Origin of the sequence: Mangrovicoccus algicola (genome assembly GCF_014903745.1) — a bacterium.
Lineage (GTDB): Bacteria > Pseudomonadota > Alphaproteobacteria > Rhodobacterales > Rhodobacteraceae > Mangrovicoccus > Mangrovicoccus algicola.
Genome location: NZ_JACVXA010000048.1, coordinates 1 through 22,274, shown reverse-complemented (window position 1 = coordinate 22,274; position 22,274 = coordinate 1). Strand labels below are relative to the sequence as shown.

Annotated in this window: 20 protein-coding genes; 8 read left to right on the top strand and 12 right to left on the bottom strand. The window is 68.5% G+C overall.

What is annotated here, in order from left to right:
• Positions 1–79: 79 nt before the first annotated feature.
• From ICN82_RS14955 to ICN82_RS14940, 4 genes are all read right to left on the bottom strand, one after another.
• On the bottom strand, positions 80–1,381 hold the full coding sequence (locus ICN82_RS14955) for a UDP-glucose dehydrogenase family protein (RefSeq protein WP_193184237.1): 1,302 nt from the start codon (positions 1,379–1,381) through the stop codon (positions 80–82).
• A gap of 136 nt (positions 1,382–1,517) precedes the next feature.
• The gene (locus ICN82_RS14950; protein WP_193184235.1) at positions 1,518–2,882 is read right to left on the bottom strand and encodes a phosphohexomutase domain-containing protein; all 1,365 of its coding nucleotides are present in this window, start codon (positions 2,880–2,882) and stop codon (positions 1,518–1,520) included.
• A 294-nt stretch (positions 2,883–3,176) separates the two neighbouring features.
• Positions 3,177–4,133, bottom strand: coding sequence for a sulfotransferase domain-containing protein (locus tag ICN82_RS14945; RefSeq protein WP_193184233.1), 957 nt, complete (start codon positions 4,131–4,133; stop codon positions 3,177–3,179).
• Between the two features lie 333 nt (positions 4,134–4,466).
• On the bottom strand, positions 4,467–5,237 hold the full coding sequence (locus tag ICN82_RS14940; RefSeq protein ID WP_193184231.1) for a hypothetical protein: 771 nt from the start codon (positions 5,235–5,237) through the stop codon (positions 4,467–4,469).
• A 179-nt stretch (positions 5,238–5,416) separates the two neighbouring features.
• Here ICN82_RS14940 and ICN82_RS14935 point away from each other — a divergent pair, with 179 nt between their 5' ends.
• Positions 5,417–5,698, top strand: a complete 282-nt coding sequence (locus tag ICN82_RS14935) for a DUF6525 family protein (RefSeq protein WP_193184229.1) — start codon at positions 5,417–5,419, stop codon at positions 5,696–5,698.
• On the opposite strand, the gene ICN82_RS14930 is transcribed toward ICN82_RS14935, so the two are convergent.
• Positions 5,682–6,566 carry a LysR family transcriptional regulator gene (locus ICN82_RS14930; protein ID WP_193184227.1) on the bottom strand — a complete coding sequence of 295 codons (885 nt, stop codon included), beginning with the start codon at positions 6,564–6,566 and terminating at the stop codon, positions 5,682–5,684. The genes ICN82_RS14935 and ICN82_RS14930 overlap by 17 nt on opposite strands.
• 77 nt (positions 6,567–6,643) lie before the next feature.
• Between ICN82_RS14930 and ICN82_RS14925 the strand changes: the two genes are divergently transcribed.
• Positions 6,644–7,876 (top strand): MFS transporter, encoded by a 1,233-nt coding sequence (locus ICN82_RS14925; RefSeq protein WP_193184225.1) that lies wholly within the window; start codon positions 6,644–6,646, stop codon positions 7,874–7,876.
• Positions 7,877–8,010: 134 nt separating this feature from the next.
• The gene (parE, locus tag ICN82_RS14920; RefSeq protein WP_193184224.1) at positions 8,011–9,969 is read left to right on the top strand and encodes a DNA topoisomerase IV subunit B; all 1,959 of its coding nucleotides are present in this window, start codon (positions 8,011–8,013) and stop codon (positions 9,967–9,969) included.
• Between the two features lie 33 nt (positions 9,970–10,002).
• Here parE and ICN82_RS14915 read toward each other — a convergent pair whose 3' ends face one another.
• The 7 genes from ICN82_RS14915 to ICN82_RS14885 all read right to left on the bottom strand — a co-directional run bounded on the left by ICN82_RS14915 (position 10,003) and on the right by ICN82_RS14885 (position 16,748).
• Positions 10,003–10,746 carry a metallophosphoesterase family protein gene (locus tag ICN82_RS14915; RefSeq protein WP_193184222.1) on the bottom strand — a complete coding sequence of 248 codons (744 nt, stop codon included), beginning with the start codon at positions 10,744–10,746 and terminating at the stop codon, positions 10,003–10,005.
• A 188-nt stretch (positions 10,747–10,934) separates the two neighbouring features.
• Positions 10,935–11,330, bottom strand: coding sequence for a (R)-mandelonitrile lyase (locus tag ICN82_RS14910; RefSeq protein WP_193184220.1), 396 nt, complete (start codon positions 11,328–11,330; stop codon positions 10,935–10,937).
• A 50-nt stretch (positions 11,331–11,380) separates the two neighbouring features.
• Positions 11,381–12,142 carry a carboxymuconolactone decarboxylase family protein gene (locus ICN82_RS14905; RefSeq protein ID WP_193184219.1) on the bottom strand — a complete coding sequence of 254 codons (762 nt, stop codon included), beginning with the start codon at positions 12,140–12,142 and terminating at the stop codon, positions 11,381–11,383.
• A gap of 77 nt (positions 12,143–12,219) precedes the next feature.
• A complete protein-coding gene (locus ICN82_RS14900; protein WP_193184217.1) occupies positions 12,220–12,675 on the bottom strand; it encodes a (R)-mandelonitrile lyase in 456 nt (151 codons plus the stop codon).
• Between the two features lie 66 nt (positions 12,676–12,741).
• The gene (locus tag ICN82_RS14895; RefSeq protein WP_193184215.1) at positions 12,742–13,818 is read right to left on the bottom strand and encodes an alpha/beta hydrolase; all 1,077 of its coding nucleotides are present in this window, start codon (positions 13,816–13,818) and stop codon (positions 12,742–12,744) included.
• Between the two features lie 921 nt (positions 13,819–14,739).
• Positions 14,740–16,293 (bottom strand): alanine/glycine:cation symporter family protein, encoded by a 1,554-nt coding sequence (locus tag ICN82_RS14890; protein ID WP_193184213.1) that lies wholly within the window; start codon positions 16,291–16,293, stop codon positions 14,740–14,742.
• Between the two features lie 20 nt (positions 16,294–16,313).
• Positions 16,314–16,748 (bottom strand): universal stress protein, encoded by a 435-nt coding sequence (locus ICN82_RS14885; RefSeq protein ID WP_193184211.1) that lies wholly within the window; start codon positions 16,746–16,748, stop codon positions 16,314–16,316.
• A 258-nt stretch (positions 16,749–17,006) separates the two neighbouring features.
• On the opposite strand from ICN82_RS14885, the gene ICN82_RS14880 reads away from it, so the two are divergent.
• The 5 genes from ICN82_RS14880 to ICN82_RS14860 form a co-directional block, all read left to right on the top strand.
• Positions 17,007–18,593, top strand: a complete 1,587-nt coding sequence (locus ICN82_RS14880) for an SLC13 family permease (RefSeq protein WP_193184209.1) — start codon at positions 17,007–17,009, stop codon at positions 18,591–18,593.
• A 126-nt stretch (positions 18,594–18,719) separates the two neighbouring features.
• A complete protein-coding gene (locus ICN82_RS14875) occupies positions 18,720–19,664 on the top strand; it encodes a CorA family divalent cation transporter (protein ID WP_193184207.1) in 945 nt (314 codons plus the stop codon).
• 142 nt (positions 19,665–19,806) lie between these two features.
• Positions 19,807–21,297 carry an alkaline phosphatase gene (locus tag ICN82_RS14870; protein WP_193184205.1) on the top strand — a complete coding sequence of 497 codons (1,491 nt, stop codon included), beginning with the start codon at positions 19,807–19,809 and terminating at the stop codon, positions 21,295–21,297.
• 156 nt (positions 21,298–21,453) lie between these two features.
• Entirely contained in the window at positions 21,454–21,879 is a 426-nt protein-coding gene (locus tag ICN82_RS14865) for a hypothetical protein (protein WP_193184203.1), read from the top strand.
• On the top strand, positions 21,872–22,274 hold a 403-nt coding region (locus ICN82_RS14860), incomplete at its 3' end, for an ATP-binding cassette domain-containing protein (protein ID WP_193184201.1). The genes ICN82_RS14865 and ICN82_RS14860, both read left to right, overlap by 8 nt.

Sequence of the window (22,274 nt, the reverse complement as noted above, 5' to 3'; positions counted from 1 at the left end):
TGTTTCCAACGGGATGGTGAAATCCCGTTAACCAGTCCCGGTCAGGGCCGATCACCCGGCGCAGGGCGTCACCGCCCGGTCAGCGCCCGACGAAAGCGCATTCGAACCCGGCAGCCTCCAGATCCTGCGGCGTATATACATTGCGCAGATCGGCAAATCTGCGCGCGGCCATGACCCCGCCCAGCCGTCCCAGGTCGAGGGCGCGGAACTCGTTCCATTCGGTCAGGAGAACCACCACCTCCGCCCCTTCGGCGGCGGTATAGGCATTCTCGTGCCAGCTCGTCCCCGGCAGGAGCGCTTCGCCCTCGCGCCGTCCCTGGGGATCGACGAGGCGGACATCCGCACCGCCGCCGACCAGCGCCGGGACGATCGTCAGCGCGGGACTGTCGCGCATGTCGTCGGTATTGGGCTTGAAGGTCACCCCCAGCACGGCCACCGCCTTGCCGTTCACCGATCCTCCCGCCAGGTCCAGGACCTTCTCGACCATGCGCCGCTTGACGGCGTCATTGACCGACATCACCGTCTCGACGATCTTCATCGGGCTGGCATTGTCCTGCCCGATCCGGGCCAGGGCGGAGGTGTCCTTGGGAAAGCACGACCCGCCATAGCCCGGCCCCGCATGCAGAAACTTGGACCCGATGCGCCCGTCGCGCCCCATCCCGTCGGCCACGGCCTGGACATCGGCGCCGACCTTCTCGCAAAGCGCGGCGATCTCGTTGATGAAGGTGATCTTGGTCGCCAGGAAGGCATTGGCGGCGTATTTGATCATCTCCGCGCTTTCCAGGCCGGTATACATCACCGGGGCGTTGCGCAGCGAGAGCGGGCGGTAGATCTCGGCCATCACGCCGCGGGCGCGCTCGGACTCGACGCCCACGACCACGCGATCGGGGCGCATGAAATCCTCGATCGCCGCGCCTTCGCGCAGGAATTCGGGGTTCGAGGCCACGTCGAACTCCGCCTGCGCATTGGCCGCGGCGATGACGCGCGCCACTTCGCGGTTGGTGCCCACGGGCACGGTCGACTTGGTGACCACCACGGTGTAGCCGTCCAGGTTCTGGGCGATTTCCTCCGCGGCGGCATAGACATAGCTCAGATCGGCATGGCCATCGCCGCGGCGCGTCGGGGTGCCCACTCCGATGAAGACGGCATCCGCTCCCTTCAGCGCTTCGGCCAGGTCCAGCGTGAAGCTCAGCCGCCCGGCGGCGACGTTGCGGGCCACCAGATCATCCAGTCCCGGCTCGTAGATGGGGATCTGCCCGGCAACCAGCTTGGCGATCTTCTCCTCCGACTTGTCGACGCAGACCACGTCATGACCGAAATCAGAGAAACATACCCCAGAGACCAGCCCGACATAGCCCGTCCCGATCATTGCAATCTTCATGACATACCCATTTGGTTGTGAGCGATCCCGCGCGCGAATTCCGGACCGCGGGCAAGGCCGCGGCGCTGTTTCCTCTGTGTCGCCCCGCCGGGCCCGGCTGTCGAGGGGACATTATGACCTTGGCGGCCGCATGGCCTCAGGCGGTGATGATGGCCCGCAGCATCTCCACCTTCCGGCCAAGCAGATCGCGATCGCCGCGGGTCTCGACATTCAGCCGAAGCACCGGCTCGGTATTCGAGCGGCGCAGGTTCACCCGCCAGTCCTCGAAGGCCATGGAAATCCCGTCCAGGCGGTCGACCCCGCCGATCGCCCCGGGCGCCAGTTCCGCCTCCACCCGGTCCATCGCGGCCTTTGCATCCGCCAGGGTGAAGTTGATCTCGCCCGAGGAGGGAAAATCCGCCCGCATCTGCGCCACCAGCGCCGACAGGCTCTGCCCCGTGGTCCCCATATGCTCGGCCACCAGCAGCCAGGGGATCATGCCGCTATCGCAATACATGAAGTTGCGGAAATAGTGATGCGCCGACATCTCGCCGCCATAGACGGCATCGACCTCGCGCATCCGCGCCTTGATCAGCGCATGGCCGGTGCGCGAGACCACCGCCTCGCCGCCGCCCTTCGCCACCACGTCGAGCGTGTTCCACATCACGCGCGGGTCGTGGACAATGCGCGCGCCGGGCTCCTTGGGCAGGAAGGCGGCCGCCAGCAGACCCACGATGTATTCGCCGTCGATGAAGGCCCCGGTCTCGTCGAACAGGAAGCAGCGGTCGAAATCCCCGTCCCAGGCGACGCCCATGTCGGCGCCATGCGCGCGCACCTGATCGGCGGTCTGCGGCTGGTTCTCCGGCAAAAGCGGGTTGGGGATCCCCTGCGGGAAGCTGCCATCGGGGTCGTGATGGATCCTCACGAACTCCAGCGGCACCCCCGCCGCGCGGAGCCCTGCCTCCACCGCGTCGAAGGCCGGTCCCGCCACGCCATGCCCGGCATTGACGAGGATCTTCAGGGGCCGGAACTTCGCCGGATCGACGAAGGAGAGAATGCGCGCGGCATAGGCCGTCCGCGGGGTCTCCTGCCGCAGCGTGCCGCGCGCCGCCGGCGCCCAGTCCCCGGTCTCGGCGACCGCCTTGATGTCGAGCAGCCCGTTATCGCCCGAGATCGGCCGCGATCCCTCGCGGACCATCTTGATGCCGTTATAGTCGATCGGGTTGTGCGAGGCCGTCACCTCGAGCCCGCCGCCCGCGCCGAAATGATCGGTGGCGAAATACACCTCCTCGGTGCCGCAAAGGCCGATGTCGATCACGTCCGAGCCGCCATCCAGCAGCCCTTCGATCAGCGCGGCCTGCAGCTCGGCGGAGCTTTCGCGGATGTCGCGCCCGCAGACCGTCAGCCCCGGTGCCATGACCTGCGCGAAGGCGCGGCCGATGCGGTAGGCGATGGCGGCGTCGAGGTTCTCCCCCAGCCTGCCGCGGATGTCATAGCTCTTGAAACAGGTCAGTTCGGACATGTCGGGCCGGTCCCTCAATGATGCCGCGGCAATGATCGCGCCGGTCCGAGGCAATCAGATCGCGCGCCGGAAGAAAAGGCGACGCGATGACCCTGTCTCCGCCGCCGCGCAGCCCCCCGTGCCGGAGGCGCCTCTCCGTCAGCCGGGGACAGACCCTGCGCGGCGCCGTTTCGCCGGCCAGCGGGTCATCGGCCGCCCGAACGGCCCTGGGCCGGAGAAGGAAACGCCACACATCCGCCACAGGTTCGATATCGGCGGCGCCCGGCGATGCCCCGCATTTCTCCATGGCCGAATTCAGGGCCGGTCCGGGGCGGAGAGCCAGCTTCCGGGTATCTCGTATCCCAGGGATTCCACGCGCCGCAGATCAGCCGCAAAGATCTCTTCGAATTCCTCGAAAAGCCCGCGCGGGGCGCCAAGCGACGGCGTCACGTTCAGCAGTTTCGACGCCCGGCCTTTCCGGTCTGCGGGAGGGATGTCGAGGAAGCGGTACACGTCATCAAGCACTTGGCCGGGATCCCGCGCGATGTCATCGAATGTCAGAACCAGCAGCCGTTCCGGCCCGAAGACATCGAGCGCGCGTTTCAACCTCGGAAAATACATGCTGTGCCGGTCGACGCCAAGCCGCCGGGCCTGCCGGACAAGCTCCGCAGGCGGCGTCGCGCCGAGAGCGTCGAACGTCCCGTCGATCCGGGCCTGAAATCGGATATGCGACCAAAGTCTCTCATACGGGTTCCGCATTATGCAGATCGCCCGGGCCTCTTCGGCCATGTCCCGTGCCCGGGTCATGTCGCGTTGGCGCAGCATGCCGTAGGTGTTCGAGAAATCCAGCGCCCAGACATGCTCGTTCGCCCTGGGAAACAGGGAGCGGTACCAGTCCGCAGAGGGCGCGCCGTCCGCATAGCGTTCGTACCAGCGGCGGTGCTCCTTCATGCGCCGTGCAATCCGCTGCTGGCGCAGCTCGGGCAGGTCCTTCCGGGGGGCGGCCGCCCGGGCAAGGAACGTTCTCTGCCGCTCCCGGCGGAACTCCGGGGCCAGATAGGTTCCGTCCCACCCGCGAAACGGCCTGAGCCGCCGGAGTTTGTCTTTCATGGTCATGTCGTCGCGCCAGCGCGCCGTGGCATGAAAATAATGCAGCTCCTTCGGAGGAGGCATGTCGACGAGATCGGACCGGTTGAGGTTGTAGGCGAGCCATGTGCTGGCGCCCTTCATGGCTCCGAGGCCAATTGCGAGTTTGTGAAATCGGCGGCTCATGGGACTTTCATGTGCTTTCCAGCGGGCGCCATATACCCGCCGCCAAGCCTCCGGGATGTCAAGGTCACGATCGCGCGCAGGCGGCTTGCAGTGCTCTGGCGGGCCGTGCGGCCGGGCGCGCGGCCGGATGGCGCGGCGCCGGGGACGGGCCTCCGGAAGGAATGGTCCAGAAGCCGGGTTATGTGTTCAATCCGCGCGCGGCCGTTTCCGGCTGCAGCCGTTCTGCGGAACCTCTCGAAGGCGCCGGCGGCAAGGGTCTCCGGGATGGCGCCCCCTGCCGTCCGGCGTGAAACCGGGTCCTGCGGTGATTGCGTCCGGATGGCGCGGGGCGCGTCAGGGGACCAGGATCTTCATGGTCAGGCCGAACGTATCCTCGGCATTGCCCGCATCGTCCTGGAAATTATGCTCGTAGCTCAGTCCGAACTGGACCGGCGTGGTGCCGAAATGCGCCAGCTTGTTGATCTGGGCGCCCAGGGGCAGGCTGGCGAATTCGCCTTCGTCCCAGTCAAAGGTGATCGACATGTCCGAGGCGCCCAGCGACCAGCCCTCTCCGAGCGAGACGTTGAGGATCGGCTGGATCACCGAGAGGTTGACCTCGTCGCGTCCTTCGGCGCCGTCGATATCGATGAGGTTCTGGTTGAACAGCCCCCAGATGCCCCAGCGGGACTGCGCCACGAAGCCCGCGGCCGGCCCCAGTGCCCAGCGGTCGGTGGTCACGTCGTCCTCGCCCGAGGGCAGCAGCGCCACCGCGCCGACCCCGAACCGGCCCCAGCGGCGGTCGAATGTGGTCAGGTTGAAGACCGTGGCATCCGAGAGCCCTTCGCGATCGGCCGGGTTCATCGTCTGGTAAGGCAGCGTCAGGCGGAAGATGTTGCTGGTGCTGCCCAGCTGGTAGGGCATGGCCAGGCGGAATTGCAGCCGGTTGCCCTCGGCATCATCCAGCCCGTGATAGCCGGAAGTGTAAAAGTCCTGGAACACATAGGCGGTGAGCGAGGCCGTCGGGTCGCTGGCGGCCTGGGACAGGTCCTGCCCCCCGTCCTGGGCCAGCGTGGCGCCCGGGATCAGGGACAGGCTGCAGCACAGAAGTCGGGCGAGCGTGGTCATGACGGGTCCTTTCGCGGATCTGGGCCCGGCGGCGGCCAGGTGACGGGCCGAGCCTAGCGCGGCAACGCGTGCCGCGAAAGACGGGGCGGCGCCCCTGCGGCTGGGATGCAACGGTCGGCGGCTTGCGCAGTGTGATGTTATACGATAACGAACATCCTGCCTGAGACGGAGCCCCTGCCATGACGCCGATCCCCCGCCGCCCCCCTGCCGCCCGCGCCGCCAATCTGGGGCAGACCGGGTTCCCGCGGCGCAGGCGGCAGGGCGACCCGATGCGCGATTACGATGCCTTGCCCGCGGCGCTGCGGGGCTGGCTTGCGGGGGCGGCCCTGCCCTGGTCGCCCGCCTCCTGCCGCCGCATCTGGGCGCGCCACCGGGCCGAGGGGATCGCGGCCGTGCTGGAGCGGCTGGACCGGGCCGAACGTGCGATGCTGTCCCGCGAGCGGCTCAGCCGAGGGCGCTGAGCGCCGCCTGGCGCAGCAGAGGCACCACCGCCCGGGCCGCCCGTCCCTGCCGGGCCGCGGGGGCCATCACGAGGTGGATGTCGCGGTGAAGCGGGGGGACGAAGCCGGTCCAGTCCAGCCGCCCGGCTGCCGCCGATCCCGGCAGGGCGCTGCGCGGCAGGATCGACAGGCCCGTCCCCGCCGTCACGAGTTCCAGCAGCAGCTGGAAGGCGGAGGCCTCGGCCAGCACGTCCAGCGTGATCCCGGCCCGCTCCGCCGCCTGGTCGACGATCAGGCGCAGCCCGTTCTCGGCCCCGGGCAGCACCATCGCCGCCCCGGCCAGCGCGGCGAAGTCTGCAGGCCCGCCCAGGACCGGATGCCCGCGCGGGGCGACCAGCACCAGTTCCTCGCGCAGCAGTTCCTCCGCCGGCAGCCGTCCGGCCCCGCCATAGAGCAGCGCCATGTCGATCTCGCCGCGATGCAGCCAGTCGGTCAGGTGGCTGGTATAGCCCTGCTGCAGGCTCAGCCGGATGCCGGGATGCGCGGCCCGCACCGACAGGGCCAGATCCGCGCCCATCACCGCCGCGGCCGAGGGCACCAGCCCCACGGCGACCCGTCCCCGCGGCGCATCCCGAAGGCTGCGCACCTCGTCGATCCCCTGGTCGAGCTGCCGCAGCAGCCCCGAGATGCGCGTCTGCAACAACGCGCCGGCGGGGGTCAGGGCCATGCCCTCGCGCGAGCGCAGGAACAGCACCTGGCCGATCTCCTCCTCCAGCAGGCGGATCTGGCGCGACAGCGCGGGCTGGGCGATGCGCATCCGGTCGGAGGCGGCGCTGAGCGAGCCTGTCTCGGCGACGCGCAGGAAGGTCTGTAGGCGTTTCAGATCCATCTGACTATACAATTCCGGCATGGTCGGGTTGCCACGATTGTATTTTCGGCATGGCTCCGCGTCCAGTAGAAGACCGCATGCCCGCCGATACCGCCCTTGCCCCCGCCCCGCCCCGTGCCCCTGCCCGTTCCGCGCCGGGGCCGATCCGTCATGACAGCCCCGGTTTCCTCCGCATCTGCGCGGTGCTGGTGCTCAGCGGCGCGACCGCCTTCTCGGCGCTCTATTTCGTGCAGCCGCTGATGCCGGTCTTCGCCGCCGAATTCGGCATCGGCGTGACCGAGGCGGGCCTGAGCCTGAGCCTGCCCACCGCGGCGCTGGCGGCGGGGCTTGTGGTCACCGGGCCGGTCTCGGACGCGCTGGGGCGCAAGCCGGTGATCCTGGCCTCGGTGCTGATGACCGCCCTGCTGCTGGCGGCGATGGCGGCGACCGCGGATTGGGGGATGTTCCTGGCGCTGCGCACGGCGCTGGGGCTGATCCTGGGCGGCATCACGGCGATCAACCTGACCTGGCTGGCCGAGGAGATGGACCGCGACAGCCTGGGGCGCGCGGTGGGCTGGGTGCTGGCGGGCAATTCGCTGGGCGGCATGCTGGCGCGGCTCTTGGTGGGCACGCTGGCCGAGACGACGGGCTGGCGGCTGCCGGTCGCCGCCCTGGCGGGGATCGCGCTGCTGGCGGCGGCACTGATCTGGCTGTGGCTGCCGGCGTCGCGCAATTTCCGTCCCGGCAGTCCGGCCCCCGCCGCGGCGCTGCGCACCTATCTGGGGCATCTGCGCAATCCGGGGCTGCGCGATGCGGTGCTGCAGGGGTTCCTGCTGATGTCGGCCTTTGTCGCCTTCTTCAATCTCGTGGGGTTCCACCTGCTCTCTCCCGGCATCGGGCTGGACCAGCACGCGGTCGGCCTTGTCTCGCTGGCCTTCCTGCCCTCGACCTTCGCGGCGGTGGAAAGCGAACGCCTGGCGCGGCACCTGGGCACGCGGCGCGCGGCGCTGGCCTGCATCGGCCTGGCCGGGGCCGGAATACTGCTGACGCTCTGCCCGGCGCTGCCGCTGCTGGGGATCGGCATCGTCCTGTTCACCCTGGGATTTTTCGGGGCGCATTCGCTCTGCGCCGGGGATGTCGGACGGCTGGCCGAAACCGCGCGCGGGCAGGCGACGGCGCTGTACCAGATTGCGTTCTATGCCGGGGCGACGCTGGCAGGGCCGGGCGGCGGGGTGGCCTGGCAGGCCGGGGGCTGGGCCGGGGTGTGCGGCGTGCTCTGCGCGATGCTGGGCCTGGCGGCGCTGATCCGCGCGCGCAGTCCCGGGGCCTGAGCCCGGATCGGCCCCGATGCGGACCCGGCGGGCGGCATTGCGCGGAATCGGCGGCATCCGGATCATGCCGCCCCTTTCGCCTCTGCTCCAATTAGCCTATCCTGCCCCCTGACCTACAAGACCTAGGGGCAGCAATGGCCGAAGATCTCCTCTCCTCCACCCAGACCGATACCTACGACGCCTCGTCCATCGAGGTGCTCGAGGGGCTGGAGCCGGTGCGCAAGCGCCCGGGCATGTATATCGGCGGCACGGATGAGCGGGCGCTGCACCATCTGGTGGCCGAGGTCCTCGACAACTCCATGGACGAGGCGGTGGCGGGCCATGCCAACCGCATCGAGGTGGAGCTGACGGCCGATTACTCGGTGACGATCCGCGACAATGGCCGCGGCATCCCGATCGACCCGCATCCGAAATTCCCCGGCAAGTCGGCGCTGGAGGTGATCCTGTGCACGCTGCATGCGGGCGGCAAGTTCTCGGGTAAGGCTTATCAGACCTCGGGCGGCCTGCACGGGGTCGGCGCCTCGGTGGTCAACGCCCTGTCGGATCACATGCGCGTCGAGGTGGCCCGCAACCGCGAGCTCTATGCCCAGGAATTCTCCCGCGGGATCCCGCAGGGACCGGTGGCGAAGGTCGGCCAGGCCCCCAACCGCCGCGGCACCAGCGTCACCTTCCATGCCGATGCGCAGATCTTCGGCGACAAGAAGTTCAAGCCCGCGCGGCTCTTCAAGATGGTGCGCTCCAAGGCCTATCTGTTCTCGGGGGTCGAGATCCGCTGGAAGACGGCGATCGACGATGGCGAGACCCCGGCGGAGGCGGTGTTCCACTTCCCCAACGGGCTGGCCGACTACCTGGCCGAGACGCTGGGCGGGGCCTCGACCTATGCCGACCGGCCCTTCGCGGGCAAGGTGGAATTCCAGGAGAAATTCGGCGTGCCCGGCTCGGTCGAATGGGCGATCAACTGGACGCCCGCGCGCGACGGCTTCATCCAGTCCTATTGCAACACCGTGCCCACCCCCGAGGGCGGCACCCATGAAGGCGGGTTCTGGGCGGCGGTGCTGAAGGGGCTGAAGGGCTATGGCGAGCTGGCGGGCAACAAGAAGGCGGCGCAGATCACCCGCGACGACCTGATGGCGGGGGGCTGCGCGCTGGTCTCGTGCTTCATCCGCGACCCGGAATTCGTCGGCCAGACCAAGGACCGGCTGGCCACGACCGAGGCCGCGCGGCTGGTGGAGAACGCGGTGCGCGACCGGTTCGACAGCTGGCTGGCGGGCGACACGAAATCCGCGGGCGCGATCCTCGACTTCCTGGTGCTGCGCGCCGAGGAACGGCTGCGCCGCAAGGCCGAGAAAGAGACTGCGCGCAAGTCGGCCACCAAGAAGCTGCGCCTGCCGGGCAAGCTGGTCGACTGTTCGCAGGGCGCCCGCGACGGCACGGAGCTGTTCATCGTCGAGGGCGACTCGGCGGGCGGGTCGGCCAAGATGGGACGCGACCGCAGGACCCAGGCGCTGCTGCCGCTGCGCGGCAAGATCCTCAACGTCCTGGGCGCGGCCAGCGCCAAGATGTCGGGCAACCAGGAGATTTCCGACCTGTGCCAGGCGCTTGGCGTCGGCATGGGGTCGCGGTTCAGCATCGACGACCTGCGCTATGACAAGGTCATCATCATGACCGACGCGGATGTCGACGGCGCGCATATCGCGTCGCTGTTGATGACGTTCTTCTTCTCGCAGATGCGGCCGCTGATCGATCACGGCCACCTCTACCTGGCCTGCCCGCCGCTGTTCCGCCTGACCCAGGGGGCGAAGCGGGTCTATTGCCTCGACGAGGCCGAGCGCGACGCCTGGCTGGCCAAGGGGCTGGGCGGCAAGGGCAAGATCGACGTGTCTCGCTTCAAGGGCCTGGGCGAGATGGACGCCAAGGACCTGAAGGAGACGACGATGGATCCCGCCAGCCGCAAGCTGATCCGGGTGTCGATCGACGAGGACGAGCCGGGCGAGACCGGGCAGCTGGTCGAGCAGCTGATGGGCAAGAAGCCCGAGCTGCGGTTCCAGTACATCCAGGAGAACGCGCAATTCGTCGACGAGCTGGATGTCTGAGGCGGGGCGCCTGCGCGCCCCTGCCCCGGCGGGTCAGTAGCCGACCAGTTCGCTGATCCCCAGCTCTTCGCGTCCGGTCCGGCCCAGCAGGCTGACCGTCCGCCCCTCCAGCAGCGCCGGCACCAGCGGGCGGCCATAGCCCGTCCCGCCATCGAGGTTCAGCCGGTTGCCGTAGAATTCCGGCCGGTCCAGGGCGGTATGGCCGTGCACGACCAGGCGGCCCCAGTCGACCGGGCTTTCGAGGAAGCCGTTGCGGATCCAGACCAGGTCATCCTCGGCCTGGTCCTCCAGCGCCACGCCCGGGCGCAGCCCGGCATGGACGAAGATCTGGTCCCCGGTCTCGTGGATCCGCGGCAGCGCGGCGATCCAGTCGCGATGGGCTTGCGGCACCGCCTCGCGCGCATCGGCATGGATCTCCTCGAGGCTGCGCCCCGGCGCCACGTCCACCCCGTAGGAGGCCAGCGTCGCGGCCCCGCCCAGCGGCGGGTCGGTCCACAGAAGCGGGCGCGAGACATTGGGATCCTCGTAGCGCGGATCGTCGAGATAGCGCAGCAGGAACCGGTCGTGATTGCCCATCAGGCAGATCCAGTCGCGCCCCGCCGCCTGGCCCTCCATCAGGAGCCGGATGACCGCCCGGGAGTCGGGGCCGCGATCGACGTAATCGCCGCAGAACACGATCGGTGCGCCGGGCTCTCCATGTTTCTCGATCAGCTCCAGGGCGGTTTCCAGCTGGCCGATCTGGCCATGGATGTCACCGATGGCATGAATGGGGGACATGGGTACGCTCCTGCACTGTTACCGCGGCCAAGAGCTAGGCTGCCATGGCGGCGGGGGCAAGGCATAGCCGCCATGTGGACGCGCCGGGGGCCCGCGCATCGGGGGCGCCGGGCGGCGCATCGACGGCCAGGCCCGCCCTGCAGCCGAGACCGCGCTGCCGCCGCGAAACGGCGGCAGCCTGCGTGCCGTCAGCCGGCGTAATCCGCGTCCGACACCTTCTCCAGCCACGTCACGGGCGTGCCGTCGATGCTCTCCTGGATGGCGATATGCGACATGGCGGTTTCGGCCGCGGCGCCGTGCCAGTGCTTCTCTTCGGCGGGAAAGAAGACGACATCGCCTGCCGTGACCTCTTCGACCGGGCCGCCCTCGCGCTGCACCCGGCCGCGGCCGAAGGTGATGATGATGGTCTGCCCCGCCGGGTGGGTATGCCACGCGGTGCGGGCGCCGGGCTCGAAGGTGACATGGGCGCCGCTGGTGCGGCCCGGGGCGTCGGCCTGGAACATGGGGTCGATCCGCACGGTCCCGGTGAAATAGTCTTCGGGACCGGGGGCGGAGGGCGTGCTGCCAGCGCGGATGATCTTCATGGGATATCTCCTTTGGTGGGGCGGCGCGTCCGGGACCGCGCCGCAGGATTTCAGTTCGCGCGGCTCTCGAAGACCTGCCGCGCGACGGGCATCGCCGAGAACACCCTGGGCCAGCCCGCATAGAAGGCAAGATGCGAGAGCATCGCGCCTGCCTCCTCCTGCGTCAGCCCGTTATCCATGGCGCGGTTCAGGTGGAAGGTCATCTGCTCGGGCTGGCCTGCGGCGATCAGCGCCGCGACGGTGACCATGCTGCGGTCGCGGGGCGCAAGGTCCGGGCGCAGCCAGAGGTCGTTGAACAGCAGCTCGCGGGTGGTCTCGACGACGCCGGGGCTGACATGGGCGAAATTGGTCTGGACGGTGTCTTCCCGCGCGGCCTCGGCCTCCTCGTCCAGCGGCAGGAGATCGGGGTCGGGGGCGGGCAGATCTTCGGCGGTCACGCCCCGCGATTCATAGACCGGGGCCATGGCCTCGGCGGCTGCGGTGGCGTTGCCCCAGCCGGTGTAGAAGGCAAGATGGGTGATGGTTTCCGACAGTTCCGCCGGGGTCACGCCCGCGTCCAGCGCCAGTTCGGCGTGACGGCCGAGGGCGTCGGCTTCGTGACGCGTGACCAGCGCCGCGAAAGTGACCAGCGCGCGGTCGCGCATCGGGAGCGCCTCGTCGTTCCAGACGGAGGCGAAGAGATCCTCGGCGGAATAGGCGGCGAGGGCCGGAGCCACCGCATCGACCGCGCCCGGGAGGGACCGGGCAAGATCCTGGGCCGAGGCGGCGGTGCCGGCAAGAGCGAAGGCGGTGGCAATCATCCGGGTTTTCATGGGCGCATCCTGGATATCGGAGAAATGGAAATGGTGCGGGGTCCGGTCATGCCGGACCCCGGCGGCGGGCATCGGGTTCAGCCGCCGTAATCCTCGTCGGAGACCAGCTCCCCCCAGGTTACGGCAGAGCCGTCCCGAACCGCCTGGATCGCGTAATGGGTGACGGAGGTTCCGTCGGTTGCGCCATGCCAATGGTTCACCCCCGCCGGGGCGAACACGACATCGCCGGTGCGCATCACCTGCTTTTCCCGGCCTTCCTCCTGGTACCAGCCGGTTCCCGCGGTCACGACGAGGTACTGGCCGACCGGATGGGTGTGCCATGCCGAACGTGCGCCGGGCATGAAGGTCACTTCCCCTGCGCTGACATCGTTCATCTCGGGGCCGAAGACCGGCGCGACGAAGACCGTGCCGGTGAAGGTCTCGGGGCTGCCGATCCGGCCGCCCCGTTCCAGGGGCGTGGTCTGCGTCATCTGCTGGGCGAGGGCCGCGGGGGCGGCGAGGCTCAGCGCGAGCGCGGCGAGGGTCATCTTCATGGGGTCGTCTCCGTGATCTGTCGCGGGATGAACGGGGCTGCCCCGCCACGGGGCAGGCCCGGCGGCTTACGCAAGATGGCCCTCGAAGAACGCCTGCAGCCGGTCGAAGGGGATGATGTCCTTCTGGTCATAGAGATCGCAGTGATCCGCGCCGTCGATGATCACCAGTTCCCTGGGATCGCGCGCGGCGGCATAGGCATCCTCGCTGAAATAGCGCGAATGCGCCTCGGACCCTGCGATGATCAGGGCCGGGCGGGGCGAGATCTCGTGGATGTAGGTGAGCTGCGGCATGTTCATGAAGGACATGGCCGAGGTCACGTTCCATCCGCCGTTGGAGTTCAGCGAGCGCGGGTGATAGCCCCGGTCCGTCTTGTAATAGGCGTGATACATGGCGATCACCGGGTTATCGATGCCCTCGAGCGTGTCGGGCAGGCCGCCGGCCAGCTTCGGGGGCTCGTCCGAGGCGGCGTCCTCCCAGCGCTGCAGGCTCATGGCCCTCAGCGCCTCGGCGCGATCCTCCAGGGTCATCGCGTCGAAATAGCCGCGCGCGTTCACCCGGCTCATGTCGTACATCGAGGTCACGGCAACGGCCTTGACCCGCTTGTCCGGGGCGGCCGCGTTCAGTGCCATGCCGCCGAAGCCGCAAATGCCGATCATGCCGATGCGGTCGCGATCCACTTCGTCCTGCAGCCCCAGGAAGTCGATCGCCGCCATGAAATCCTCGGTGTTGATGTCGGGCGAGGCGACGTAGCGCGGGGCGCCGCCGCTTTCGCCTATATAGGAGGGGTCGAAGGCCATGGCGGCAAAGCCGCGTTCGGCCATCTCCTGCGCGTAGAGCCCCGCCGCCTGCTCCTTGACCGCGCCGAACGGGCCGGCCACCGCCAGCGCGGGAAGCGGCGCGCGGCCGCGCGCCTTCGGCAGGTAGAGGTCGCCCACCAGCGCAATGCCGTAGCGGTTCGCGAAGCTGACCTTGCGGTGATCGACGCGGTCGCTTTGCGGGAAGGTCTTGTCCCAGCCGGTCGAGGCCTGCGCCAGCGCCGCTGCGGTGCTCAGCGATGCCATGCCGAGCGCGGCGGCGCCCATTCCGGCGGCCCGCAGCAGGTCGCGGCGGGCGGAATTCTGGGGATCGGTCGGGGTGGTCATGTCGGGAACTCCGGTTCGGGCCTGTCGTCTGTCCCCCAATCTGGAGCGGCCCAGGGGGCAGGATAAGGCCGCTTTGCCTTATCGGCGCCATGAAGAGAATTCATGCTGAGGCAGGGCTATTCCTTTGCATCGGGCCGCCGCCTGTCCCGGAAGGCCGCGGGCTGCGGATGCGGCCGACGGAAGGAACGCGCCATGAATCACGGGTTTCCCGGAGATCTTTCCGCCCTTCCTGCCCTCACCGAGGAGGGTGATTTCACCCCTGCCGGGCACCGTCTCGGCGTGTCGCGATCGGGCCCCCCCACGCGGTCCGGCGGCTCGAGGACAGGATCGGCTTGCGGCGCCCCGACCGCCACGCGCGACATCCCCCGGCCGGTGGGGGCGCAGCTGGTGCGCGATCAGCCCGGCATGCGCATCCGGATATGCCCTCCGGCGGCAAGTCCGGGGTCGTCGGGCGCGATGGTCTCGCGGGCACAGGCATGGCCGCGCGCGCCAGGATGTCCCCGACATCCGTTCCGCCTTCTGGACAGAGGCGGCTGCGGGGCCTTCGTGCAGATGACTTGGCATGCGGTCATGTCTTCGCGCATCCCGGGACATCCCGCAGGTTACGGGTCACTCTCTCCCGTGACCAATTGATGGACCTTCCTCGCGACGAAATAGATCAGGACCGCGCAAGGCACGTAAATGGCGGACCAGAGCATCAGATCGCATGTCGCCGAGCCATCGCAATCATGGGCCCGGCTTGCCCATCTGGTCAGGGCCCCCGTCAAGAGGATCAGGGGGAATGCCACGAATGCCCATGTATGCCGCTTTATCTAATTCATGGTTTTCCTCCATGTGCCGGTGGAAGAGGTGCCGTGTCAGGTGCCTGAATGCTTTGCGAAAGGGTCCGGCCGCCCGCGCGGGGCGGCCGGACCCGAGGGGTCAGGTGAACTTGCGGATCTCGCCCGATTTCAGCCGCGACAGGTAGCTTTCCATCTCGGCCTTGACGATCGGCATCAGCACGTAGAGCGCCGCGATGTTGCACACCGCCATGGCGAAGATCGCGGCATCGGAGAAGTCGATCACCGGGCCGAGGCTGGCCGCCGCGCCGACGATGACGAAGAAACAGAAGATCAGCTTGTAGACCAGCTCCGTCGTCTTTCCCTCGCCGAAGAGGAAGGTCCAGGCCTTCAGCCCGTAATAGGACCAGGAGATCATCGTCGAGAAGGCGAAGAGGATCACCGCCACCACCAGGATGTAGCGGAAGATCGGCACGCTCTGCGAGAAGGCCGCCGAGGTCAGCGCCACGCCGGTATTGCCCGCCAGCGTCTCGATCGACCCGCCTTCGCCGACGATATAGAGCCCGGTCTCGGGGTCGCTGACCAGCTGGCCGGTGATGATGATGACCAGCGCCGTCATGGTGCAGATCACCACCGTGTCGATGAACGGCTCCAGAAGCGCGACGAAGCCCTCGGTCACCGGCTCCTTGGTGCGCACCGCCGAATGGGCGATGGCGGCCGACCCCACCCCCGCCTCGTTGGAGAAGGCCGCGCGCTTGAACCCCTGGATCAGCGCGCCCGCCATGCCGCCCGCGACGCCCAGCCCGGTGAAGGCGCCCGCGAAGATCTGCCCGATCGCCCAGCCGATCTGGTCGAAATTGATCGCCAGGATCACCAGCGCGGTGCCGACATAGATGACGCCCATCAGCGGCACGACCTTTTCGGTGACCCGCGCGATGGAGCGGATGCCGCCGACGATCACGGCGAAGACGATGGCGGCGAAGACCACGCCGGTGATCACCCCGGGAAACTCGCCGAAGACATTGACCAGCTGGGCATGGGCCTGGTTGGACTGGAACATGTTGCCGCCCCCGAAGGAGCCCAGGATGGCGAAGATCGCGAAGAGCACGGCCAAGGGCTTGCCGCCCCAGGCGCCGCGCAGCGCGAAGCCCTTGGTCATGTAGTACATCGGCCCGCCCGAGACGCGCCCGTCGGGATATTCGTTGCGGTACTTCACCGCCAGGGTGCATTCGGTGAACTTGCTGGCCATGCCCAGAAGCCCCGCGAGGATCATCCAGAAGGTCGCGCCCGGCCCGCCGATGCCCACCGCGACCGCGACGCCCGCGATGTTTCCCAGGCCGACCGTGCCCGACAGCGCCGTCGCCAGCGCCTGGAAATGGCTGACCTCCCCGGCATCGTCGGGATCGGAATAGTCGCCCTTCACCAGGGCGATGGAATGGCCGATCACGCGGAACTGCACGAAGCCGAAATAGATGGAGAAGACCGTGGCGCCCACCACCAGCCAGGCGACGATCCAGGGAAAGCCGGTGCCGGGAATGGGCGCGAAGATCAGGCTGACGAACCAGCCGGTCGCGCCGGCGAAGGCGGTGTTGATCCGCTCGTCGAGCGTCGCGGTCTGGGCCAGGGCGGGGGCGGCGGCGATGATCGCCGCGCCCAGGGCGGCCAGTGCCGGGACGGGGGCCAGGGAATGTTTCATGGAAGCTCCTTGCTGTCGGATCACGGCACGATGGTCAGCGGGACGGGGCAGGCCTGCACCAGCGAGCCCGCGACCGATCCGAAGAACCGGTTGGCGAAACCGCCCTGGCCGCGGCGGCCGATCACCACCTGCACGGCCTGCGCCTGGGTGGCGATGCGGATCAGCGTCTCGGCGACATGGCCATAGCGCATCTCGGTCGTGATCGGCACGCCGCTGGCGGCATGGCGTTCCAGGACCGGGCGCAGCAGCGCGGCCTCGGCGCGTTCCAGTTCCTCGCGGCGGCGGACATGGCGTTCCTCCAGCTCTTCCTTGGTCAGGAAGGCATAGGGCGACCATTCCAGCACATGGGCGACCAGCACGGCGCCGCCTATGACACCGGCACGGTCCACGGCGAAGGCCATGGCGCGTTCGGAACTGTCGCTGCCGTCATGGGCGACGACGATGGTGGATGACATGGGCAACTGTCCTTTCTTGCGCTCCTGCGAGGTGGAGGCGCGGTCCGCCCGGACGGGCCTGCCTCCGGGTCAGCCTGCGCCATCCGTCCGTCCTGTCGAAGCCCCGGGCGCCGCGGCCAGGCCGCAACCGGCCGTTTTCCGGCTGATTGCACATTTTCGAGGCAGCCCTGCGCCGGGGGGGCTGCGCATCGCGGGGAGTTGCCAAACCGCCTCCTTTGACCCATTTCATCGGTCAAATCAGTTTTCCTGGGAGATTCCATGACCGACACGGATCATGCGCGCGCCTCGTCCGCGCCCGACCCCGAGGCCGAGGCGGTGCGCGACCCGCGCTGGAGCTGGGGGCTGCGCATCGCCGGGCTTCTCGGCGCCGTCATCGTCTGGCTGCTGCTGGGCGGCCAGGAGGGGCTGACGCCCGAGGGCCGCGCCGTCGCCGCCGTCGCCACGCTGATGGCGATCTGGTGGATGACCGAGGCCATTCCGCTGGCCGCCACCTCGCTGCTGCCGATCGTTCTGCTGCCGCTTCTGGCCGGGCGCAGCGTCTCCCAGGCGACCGCGCCCTATGCCAACCCGATCGTCTACCTGTTCCTCGGCGGCTTCCTGATCGCCATCGCCATGCAGAAATGGCAGCTGCACCGGCGCATCGCGCTGATGACGCTGGTGCGGGTGGGCGTGCAGCCCCGGCGCATCGTGCTGGGCATGATGCTGGCCACCGGGTTCCTGTCGATGTGGGTGTCGAACACGGCGACGACGCTGATGATGCTGCCCATCGGCCTGTCGATCCTGACCCTGGTGGTGGAACGCAGCCGCGCCACCTCCCAGGGCGCCGAGGTGGGGGCGGATCTGCATGCGGGCGGGCGCATCGCCGAGGTGATCGCCGATCCGCAGATCCGCGCCTTCGGCGTCTGCCTTGTGCTGGCCATTGCCTGGTCGGCCTCGATCGGCGGGCTCGGCACGCTTCTGGGCAGCCCGCCCAATGCCATCGTGGCGGCCTATCTGTCGGATTCGCTGGGCAAGGAGGTGGGCTTCCTGCAATGGATGCTGCTGGGCGCGCCGCTGGCTCTGGTCTTCATCCTGATCGCCTGGGTGCTGATGACCCAGCTGCTCTACCGGTTCCGCCTGGCGGAGATCCCCGGCGGGCGGGCGATGATCGACGAGCAGATCGCCGGGCTGGGCCCGATGAGCCAGGGCGAGCGGATGGTGCTGTGGGTGTTCCTCGGCGCCGCCTTCCTGTGGATCGTGCCGGGGCTTCTGTCGGACATCACCGGGATCGAGGCGCTCGGCAGCCTCGACGACACCGCCATCGCCATCGCCGCGGGCATCGCGCTGTTCCTGCTGCCCGGCGATCGCGGCGGGCGCATGGTGCTGGACTGGAAGACGGCCCAGCAGGACCTGCCCTGGGGGGTGCTGCTGCTGTTCGGCGGCGGGCTGAGCCTGGCCTCGGCCGTGGCCGCGACCGGGCTGGACGGCTGGATCGGCGCGCAGGTCGAAGGACTGGGATCGCTGTCGCTGATCGTGATCCTGATCTGCGTCGTCACGCTGGTGATCTTCCTGACCGAGGTGACCTCGAACACCGCCACGGCGGCGACCTTCATCCCGGTGCTGGGCGGCGTCGCCCAGGGGATCGGGGTGGATGCCACGACGCTTCTGATCCCGACCGCGCTGGCGGCGACCTGCGCCTTCATGCTGCCGGTGGGCACGCCGCCCAATGCCATCGTCTTCGGCTCGGGCGCGGTGACGATCGGGCAGATGGCGCGCGGCGGCATCGTGCTGAACGTGGTGGGGGTGATCCTGATCACGCTCTTCACCTACCTGCTGGGCGGGCTTGCCTTCGGGATCGTCCTCTAGCCCGTGCGCCTCTCCCCCGGCGGCGGGGGGGAGGCCCCGGGGCCTGCCGGTCCTTGACGCGCCGCGCCGGCGCGATAGGCAAGGGGGCGCGCGTTTCGCCCGACTGCCCGAAAGGACCGGCCGCCCATGACCATCTCCGCCTATCGCCTCGAAGAGACCGGGCTGCGCTCCATGGACCCGCGCGAGGATCTCTCCGGCGCCCTGTGGATCGATTTCTACAATCCCGGGAAGGCCGATGCCGAACGCATGCGCGCGCTGGGATTCGAGATCCCGCGGCTGCAGGACATGAGCCAGATCGAACCGTCGCAGCGGCTGACCCGGCGGGGCGGGGCCGACATGCTGACGGTGATGCTGACCGAACCCTCGGGCGATGGCGATGACAGTTTCGCGCCGGTGACGCTGATGCTGCGCGAGGGCTGCGTCGTGACGGTGCGGTTCCGGGGGCCCAACCTGTGGAACGGCTTCTCGCTGGCGGGGCGGCGCACGCCGGGCGACGTGGCCGTGGCGCTGCTGGCGCTGGGGGTGGGCCATATCGCCGACGTGCTGGAGAACTGGGACCGCGAACTGGACAGGACCGCGCAGCTGGTCTTCAAGGACGAGGCGATGGAGGATGCCGAGGATCTGCGCGGACTGATCCGCGCCACCGGGCGGATGGGCGAGGCGCTGTCGGATATCCGGCTGAACCTGCTGATCCTGCGCCGCACGCTGGTGCATCTGGACCAGCTGCGCGCCGAGGGCCGCGTCGCCTTCAGCCGCAAGGCGGGCCTGAAGACGGCCGATCGCGACGTGGAGGCGCTGACCGTGCATGCCGATGCGCTGGCGGGCCGGGTCAGCCTGGCGATCGACGCGACGATGGGGCTGATCAGCCTCAGCCAGAACGACAATGCGCGCTACTACTCCCTGGTGGCGACGATCTTCCTGCCCGCGACGCTGATCGCGTCCATATTCGGGATGAATTTCGACGAGATGCCGATGCTGCACTGGATCGCGGGCTTCGAGGTGTCGCTGGGGCTGATGGCGGCCTCCTCGGCGGCGATCCTTCTGTTCTTCGTTCTGCGGCGCTGGCTGTGATCCCGGTTGCGGCGTGCTGATCCTTGTGATACTATAACGTAACCCATTGATTGTAATGGAAAATCCATCTAAGCGTCACGGTTCCGTTACAGGCCGGTCCTAGGGGCATGTCCATCAGAACAATCCTCCGAGGGACCCTCCGATGTACAAGATGCTTGCCGCTTCGGCGCTTGCCATGGCCGCCTCCGGCGCCTTTGCCCAGGAAATCGCACAATCCGGCAGCGACTGGTTCACCGACGGGCAGGCCCGCCTGGAGGCCGAGCTGGCCAAGCAGCCCAACACCAACCGCGCCAAGAACGTCATCCTCTTCGTCGCCGACGGCCAGGGCGTCACCTCGAATTACATGATCCGCCTGTGGACCGGCCAGCAGGAAGGCGGGCTTGGCGACGATTACGTCCAGCCGCAGGAGGCCTTCCCGAACCTGGCGCTGGTCAAGACCTACAACATCAACGCCCAGACCCCGGATTCCGCCCCCACCGCGGGCGCGATGAATACCGGCGTCAAGCAGCGCTTCAACCTCATCAACCTCGGCGAGAACGCGATCCATGACGATTGCTCCACCGAGGCGGCCAACGAGCTGACGCTGTTCTCGGAGCTGATGACCGAGGCGGGCAAATCCGTCGGCGCCGTCACTTCCGCGCGCCTGACCCATGCCACCCCGGCGGCCGTCTATGCCAAGACCGCCAACCGCAACTGGGAAGATTCCGTCCCCGAGGGCTGCGACGGCTCGCGCGACATCGCCACCCAGATGATCGACGCCATGACCGCGGGCACGCTGGACATCGCGCTTGGCGGCGGGGCACGCTACTTCGTTCCCGAGGGCACCGAGACCCCCAATGGCGGCAAGGGCCATCGTCCCGACGGCGTCAACCTGATCGAGCAGGCCAAGGCGGCCGGCATCCAGTATGCGTCGAACCGCGAAGAGCTGGACGCGCTGTCCATGGACGCGCCGATCCTGGGCATGTGGACCGACAGCCACGCCTCCTACGAGGCCGACCGCCCCGAGAGCGAGCCGTCGCTGGCCGACTCCACCCGCAAGGCGATCGAGTACCTGTCGCAGAACGAGAACGGGTTCTACCTGGAGATCGAGGCCGGGCGCGTCGACCACGCCAACCATGCCGGCAATGCCAAGCGCGCCATGATCGACGGCAAGATGTTCGCCGATGCCATCGCCCTGGCCGACGAGCTGACCGATGACGAGGACACGCTGATCATCGTCACCGCGGATCACGAGCATTCCATCGTCATCAACGGCTATTGCGGCCGCGGCACCCCGATCGACGGCATCTGCTTCGATGTCGCGCAGGAAGGCATCGAGCACAGCGGCGAGCCGGTCCTGGGCGCCGATGGCAAGCCCTATACCGTGGTCAGCTATGCCAATGGCGTGGGCTCGGTGCTGACCGAACAGGAAGACGGCAGCTTCGCCGCGCCCGAAGGCCGCCCCGATGTCAGCCAGGAAGAGGCCCAGGATCTGGACTACATCCAGCAGGCGCTGATCCCCGCCTCCTCGGAATCGCATTCGGGCGTCGATGTCCCGCTTTACGCGAAGGGCCCGTGGTCGCATCTGTTCGACGGCACGATCGAGCAGAACGTGATCTTCCACGTGATGAACCATGCCGTGACCGCCGAGTAATCGGGCGCGCACCGAAACGTGAAGGGTCCCGTCCTGCGGGACCCTTTTGCCTTTGGCAATATGCCGTCACGGGGGCGGGACTGCCCCTTGCGTCACAAGATATGTTATACTATCGCAAACGCGGGACCGCCCCGCCCCTGCCCGGAGGATGATGCCATGAGACCGGATCGCCGCGCCTTCCTGACCGCCGCGCTTGCCGCGCCCGTTCTGCTGCGCCCTGCCCTTGCCGCCGATGCGCGCGTGCGCCTGCGCGACCTCTACGACAAGGATGGCAGCTTCTCCGATCTGGCCGGGCAGCTCGAGGGCAGCCGCATCAGCGTCACGGGCTTCATGGCGCCGCCCCTGAAGGCCGAAAGCCGGTTCTTCGTGCTGACCAAGATGCCGATGGCGGTCTGCCCCTTCTGCGAGACCGAGGCCGAATGGCCCGACGACATCCTGGCCGTCTATACCAAGCGCATCGTCGATGTCGTCCCCTTCAACGTCAATATCGACGCCCGCGGCGTGCTGGAACTGGGCAGCTACAAGGATCCCGAGACGGGCTTCCTGTCGATGATCCGCCTGGGCGATGCCAGCTATGGCTGAGACGGGCCTCAAGACGGGCCTCAAGGGGACCGGATTGCCGCTGGCGGTCCGCGGGCTGTCGGTGGGCCGCGCCGAGGGCCCCGCGATCCTCGATATCGGCGAACTCGACGTGGCGCCGGGCACCGCCCTGGGCATCCGCGGGCCGTCGGGGGCAGGAAAATCCACGCTGCTTCTGGCGCTGGCGGGGCTGCTGGACGGCGTGCAGGGCACGGTGCGCTGGGGCGGGACCGAGATCACCGCCCTGTCGCGCAGCCGCCGCGCCCGGTTCCGCGCCGATCACCTCGGCATCATCTTCCAGGACTTCCTGCTGTTCGATGAACTCGATGCCGCCGACAATGCCGGGCTGGCCGCGATGTTCCGCCCGGCGCGGGCCCGGCCCGCGATCCGCGCCCGCG

Excerpts from the sequence above, each read along its gene's own strand:
- ICN82_RS14955 (WP_193184237.1), bottom strand. The coding sequence starts at position 1,381 with ATGAAGATTGCAATGATCGGGACGGGCTATGTCGGGCTGGTCTCTGGG.
- ICN82_RS14950 (WP_193184235.1), bottom strand. The coding sequence starts at position 2,882 with ATGTCCGAACTGACCTGTTTCAAGAGCTATGACATCCGCGGCAGGCTG.
- ICN82_RS14945 (WP_193184233.1), bottom strand. The coding sequence starts at position 4,133 with ATGAGCCGCCGATTTCACAAACTCGCAATTGGCCTCGGAGCCATGAAG.
- ICN82_RS14940 (WP_193184231.1), bottom strand. The coding sequence starts at position 5,237 with ATGACCACGCTCGCCCGACTTCTGTGCTGCAGCCTGTCCCTGATCCCG.
- ICN82_RS14935 (WP_193184229.1), top strand. The coding sequence starts at position 5,417 with ATGACGCCGATCCCCCGCCGCCCCCCTGCCGCCCGCGCCGCCAATCTG.
- ICN82_RS14930 (WP_193184227.1), bottom strand. The coding sequence starts at position 6,566 with ATGGATCTGAAACGCCTACAGACCTTCCTGCGCGTCGCCGAGACAGGC.
- ICN82_RS14925 (WP_193184225.1), top strand. The coding sequence starts at position 6,644 with ATGCCCGCCGATACCGCCCTTGCCCCCGCCCCGCCCCGTGCCCCTGCC.
- parE (WP_193184224.1), top strand. The coding sequence starts at position 8,011 with ATGGCCGAAGATCTCCTCTCCTCCACCCAGACCGATACCTACGACGCC.
- ICN82_RS14915 (WP_193184222.1), bottom strand. The coding sequence starts at position 10,746 with ATGTCCCCCATTCATGCCATCGGTGACATCCATGGCCAGATCGGCCAG.
- ICN82_RS14910 (WP_193184220.1), bottom strand. The coding sequence starts at position 11,330 with ATGAAGATCATCCGCGCTGGCAGCACGCCCTCCGCCCCCGGTCCCGAA.
- ICN82_RS14905 (WP_193184219.1), bottom strand. The coding sequence starts at position 12,142 with ATGAAAACCCGGATGATTGCCACCGCCTTCGCTCTTGCCGGCACCGCC.
- ICN82_RS14900 (WP_193184217.1), bottom strand. The coding sequence starts at position 12,675 with ATGAAGATGACCCTCGCCGCGCTCGCGCTGAGCCTCGCCGCCCCCGCG.
- ICN82_RS14895 (WP_193184215.1), bottom strand. The coding sequence starts at position 13,818 with ATGACCACCCCGACCGATCCCCAGAATTCCGCCCGCCGCGACCTGCTG.
- ICN82_RS14890 (WP_193184213.1), bottom strand. The coding sequence starts at position 16,293 with ATGAAACATTCCCTGGCCCCCGTCCCGGCACTGGCCGCCCTGGGCGCG.
- ICN82_RS14885 (WP_193184211.1), bottom strand. The coding sequence starts at position 16,748 with ATGTCATCCACCATCGTCGTCGCCCATGACGGCAGCGACAGTTCCGAA.
- ICN82_RS14880 (WP_193184209.1), top strand. The coding sequence starts at position 17,007 with ATGACCGACACGGATCATGCGCGCGCCTCGTCCGCGCCCGACCCCGAG.
- ICN82_RS14875 (WP_193184207.1), top strand. The coding sequence starts at position 18,720 with ATGACCATCTCCGCCTATCGCCTCGAAGAGACCGGGCTGCGCTCCATG.
- ICN82_RS14870 (WP_193184205.1), top strand. The coding sequence starts at position 19,807 with ATGTACAAGATGCTTGCCGCTTCGGCGCTTGCCATGGCCGCCTCCGGC.
- ICN82_RS14865 (WP_193184203.1), top strand. The coding sequence starts at position 21,454 with ATGAGACCGGATCGCCGCGCCTTCCTGACCGCCGCGCTTGCCGCGCCC.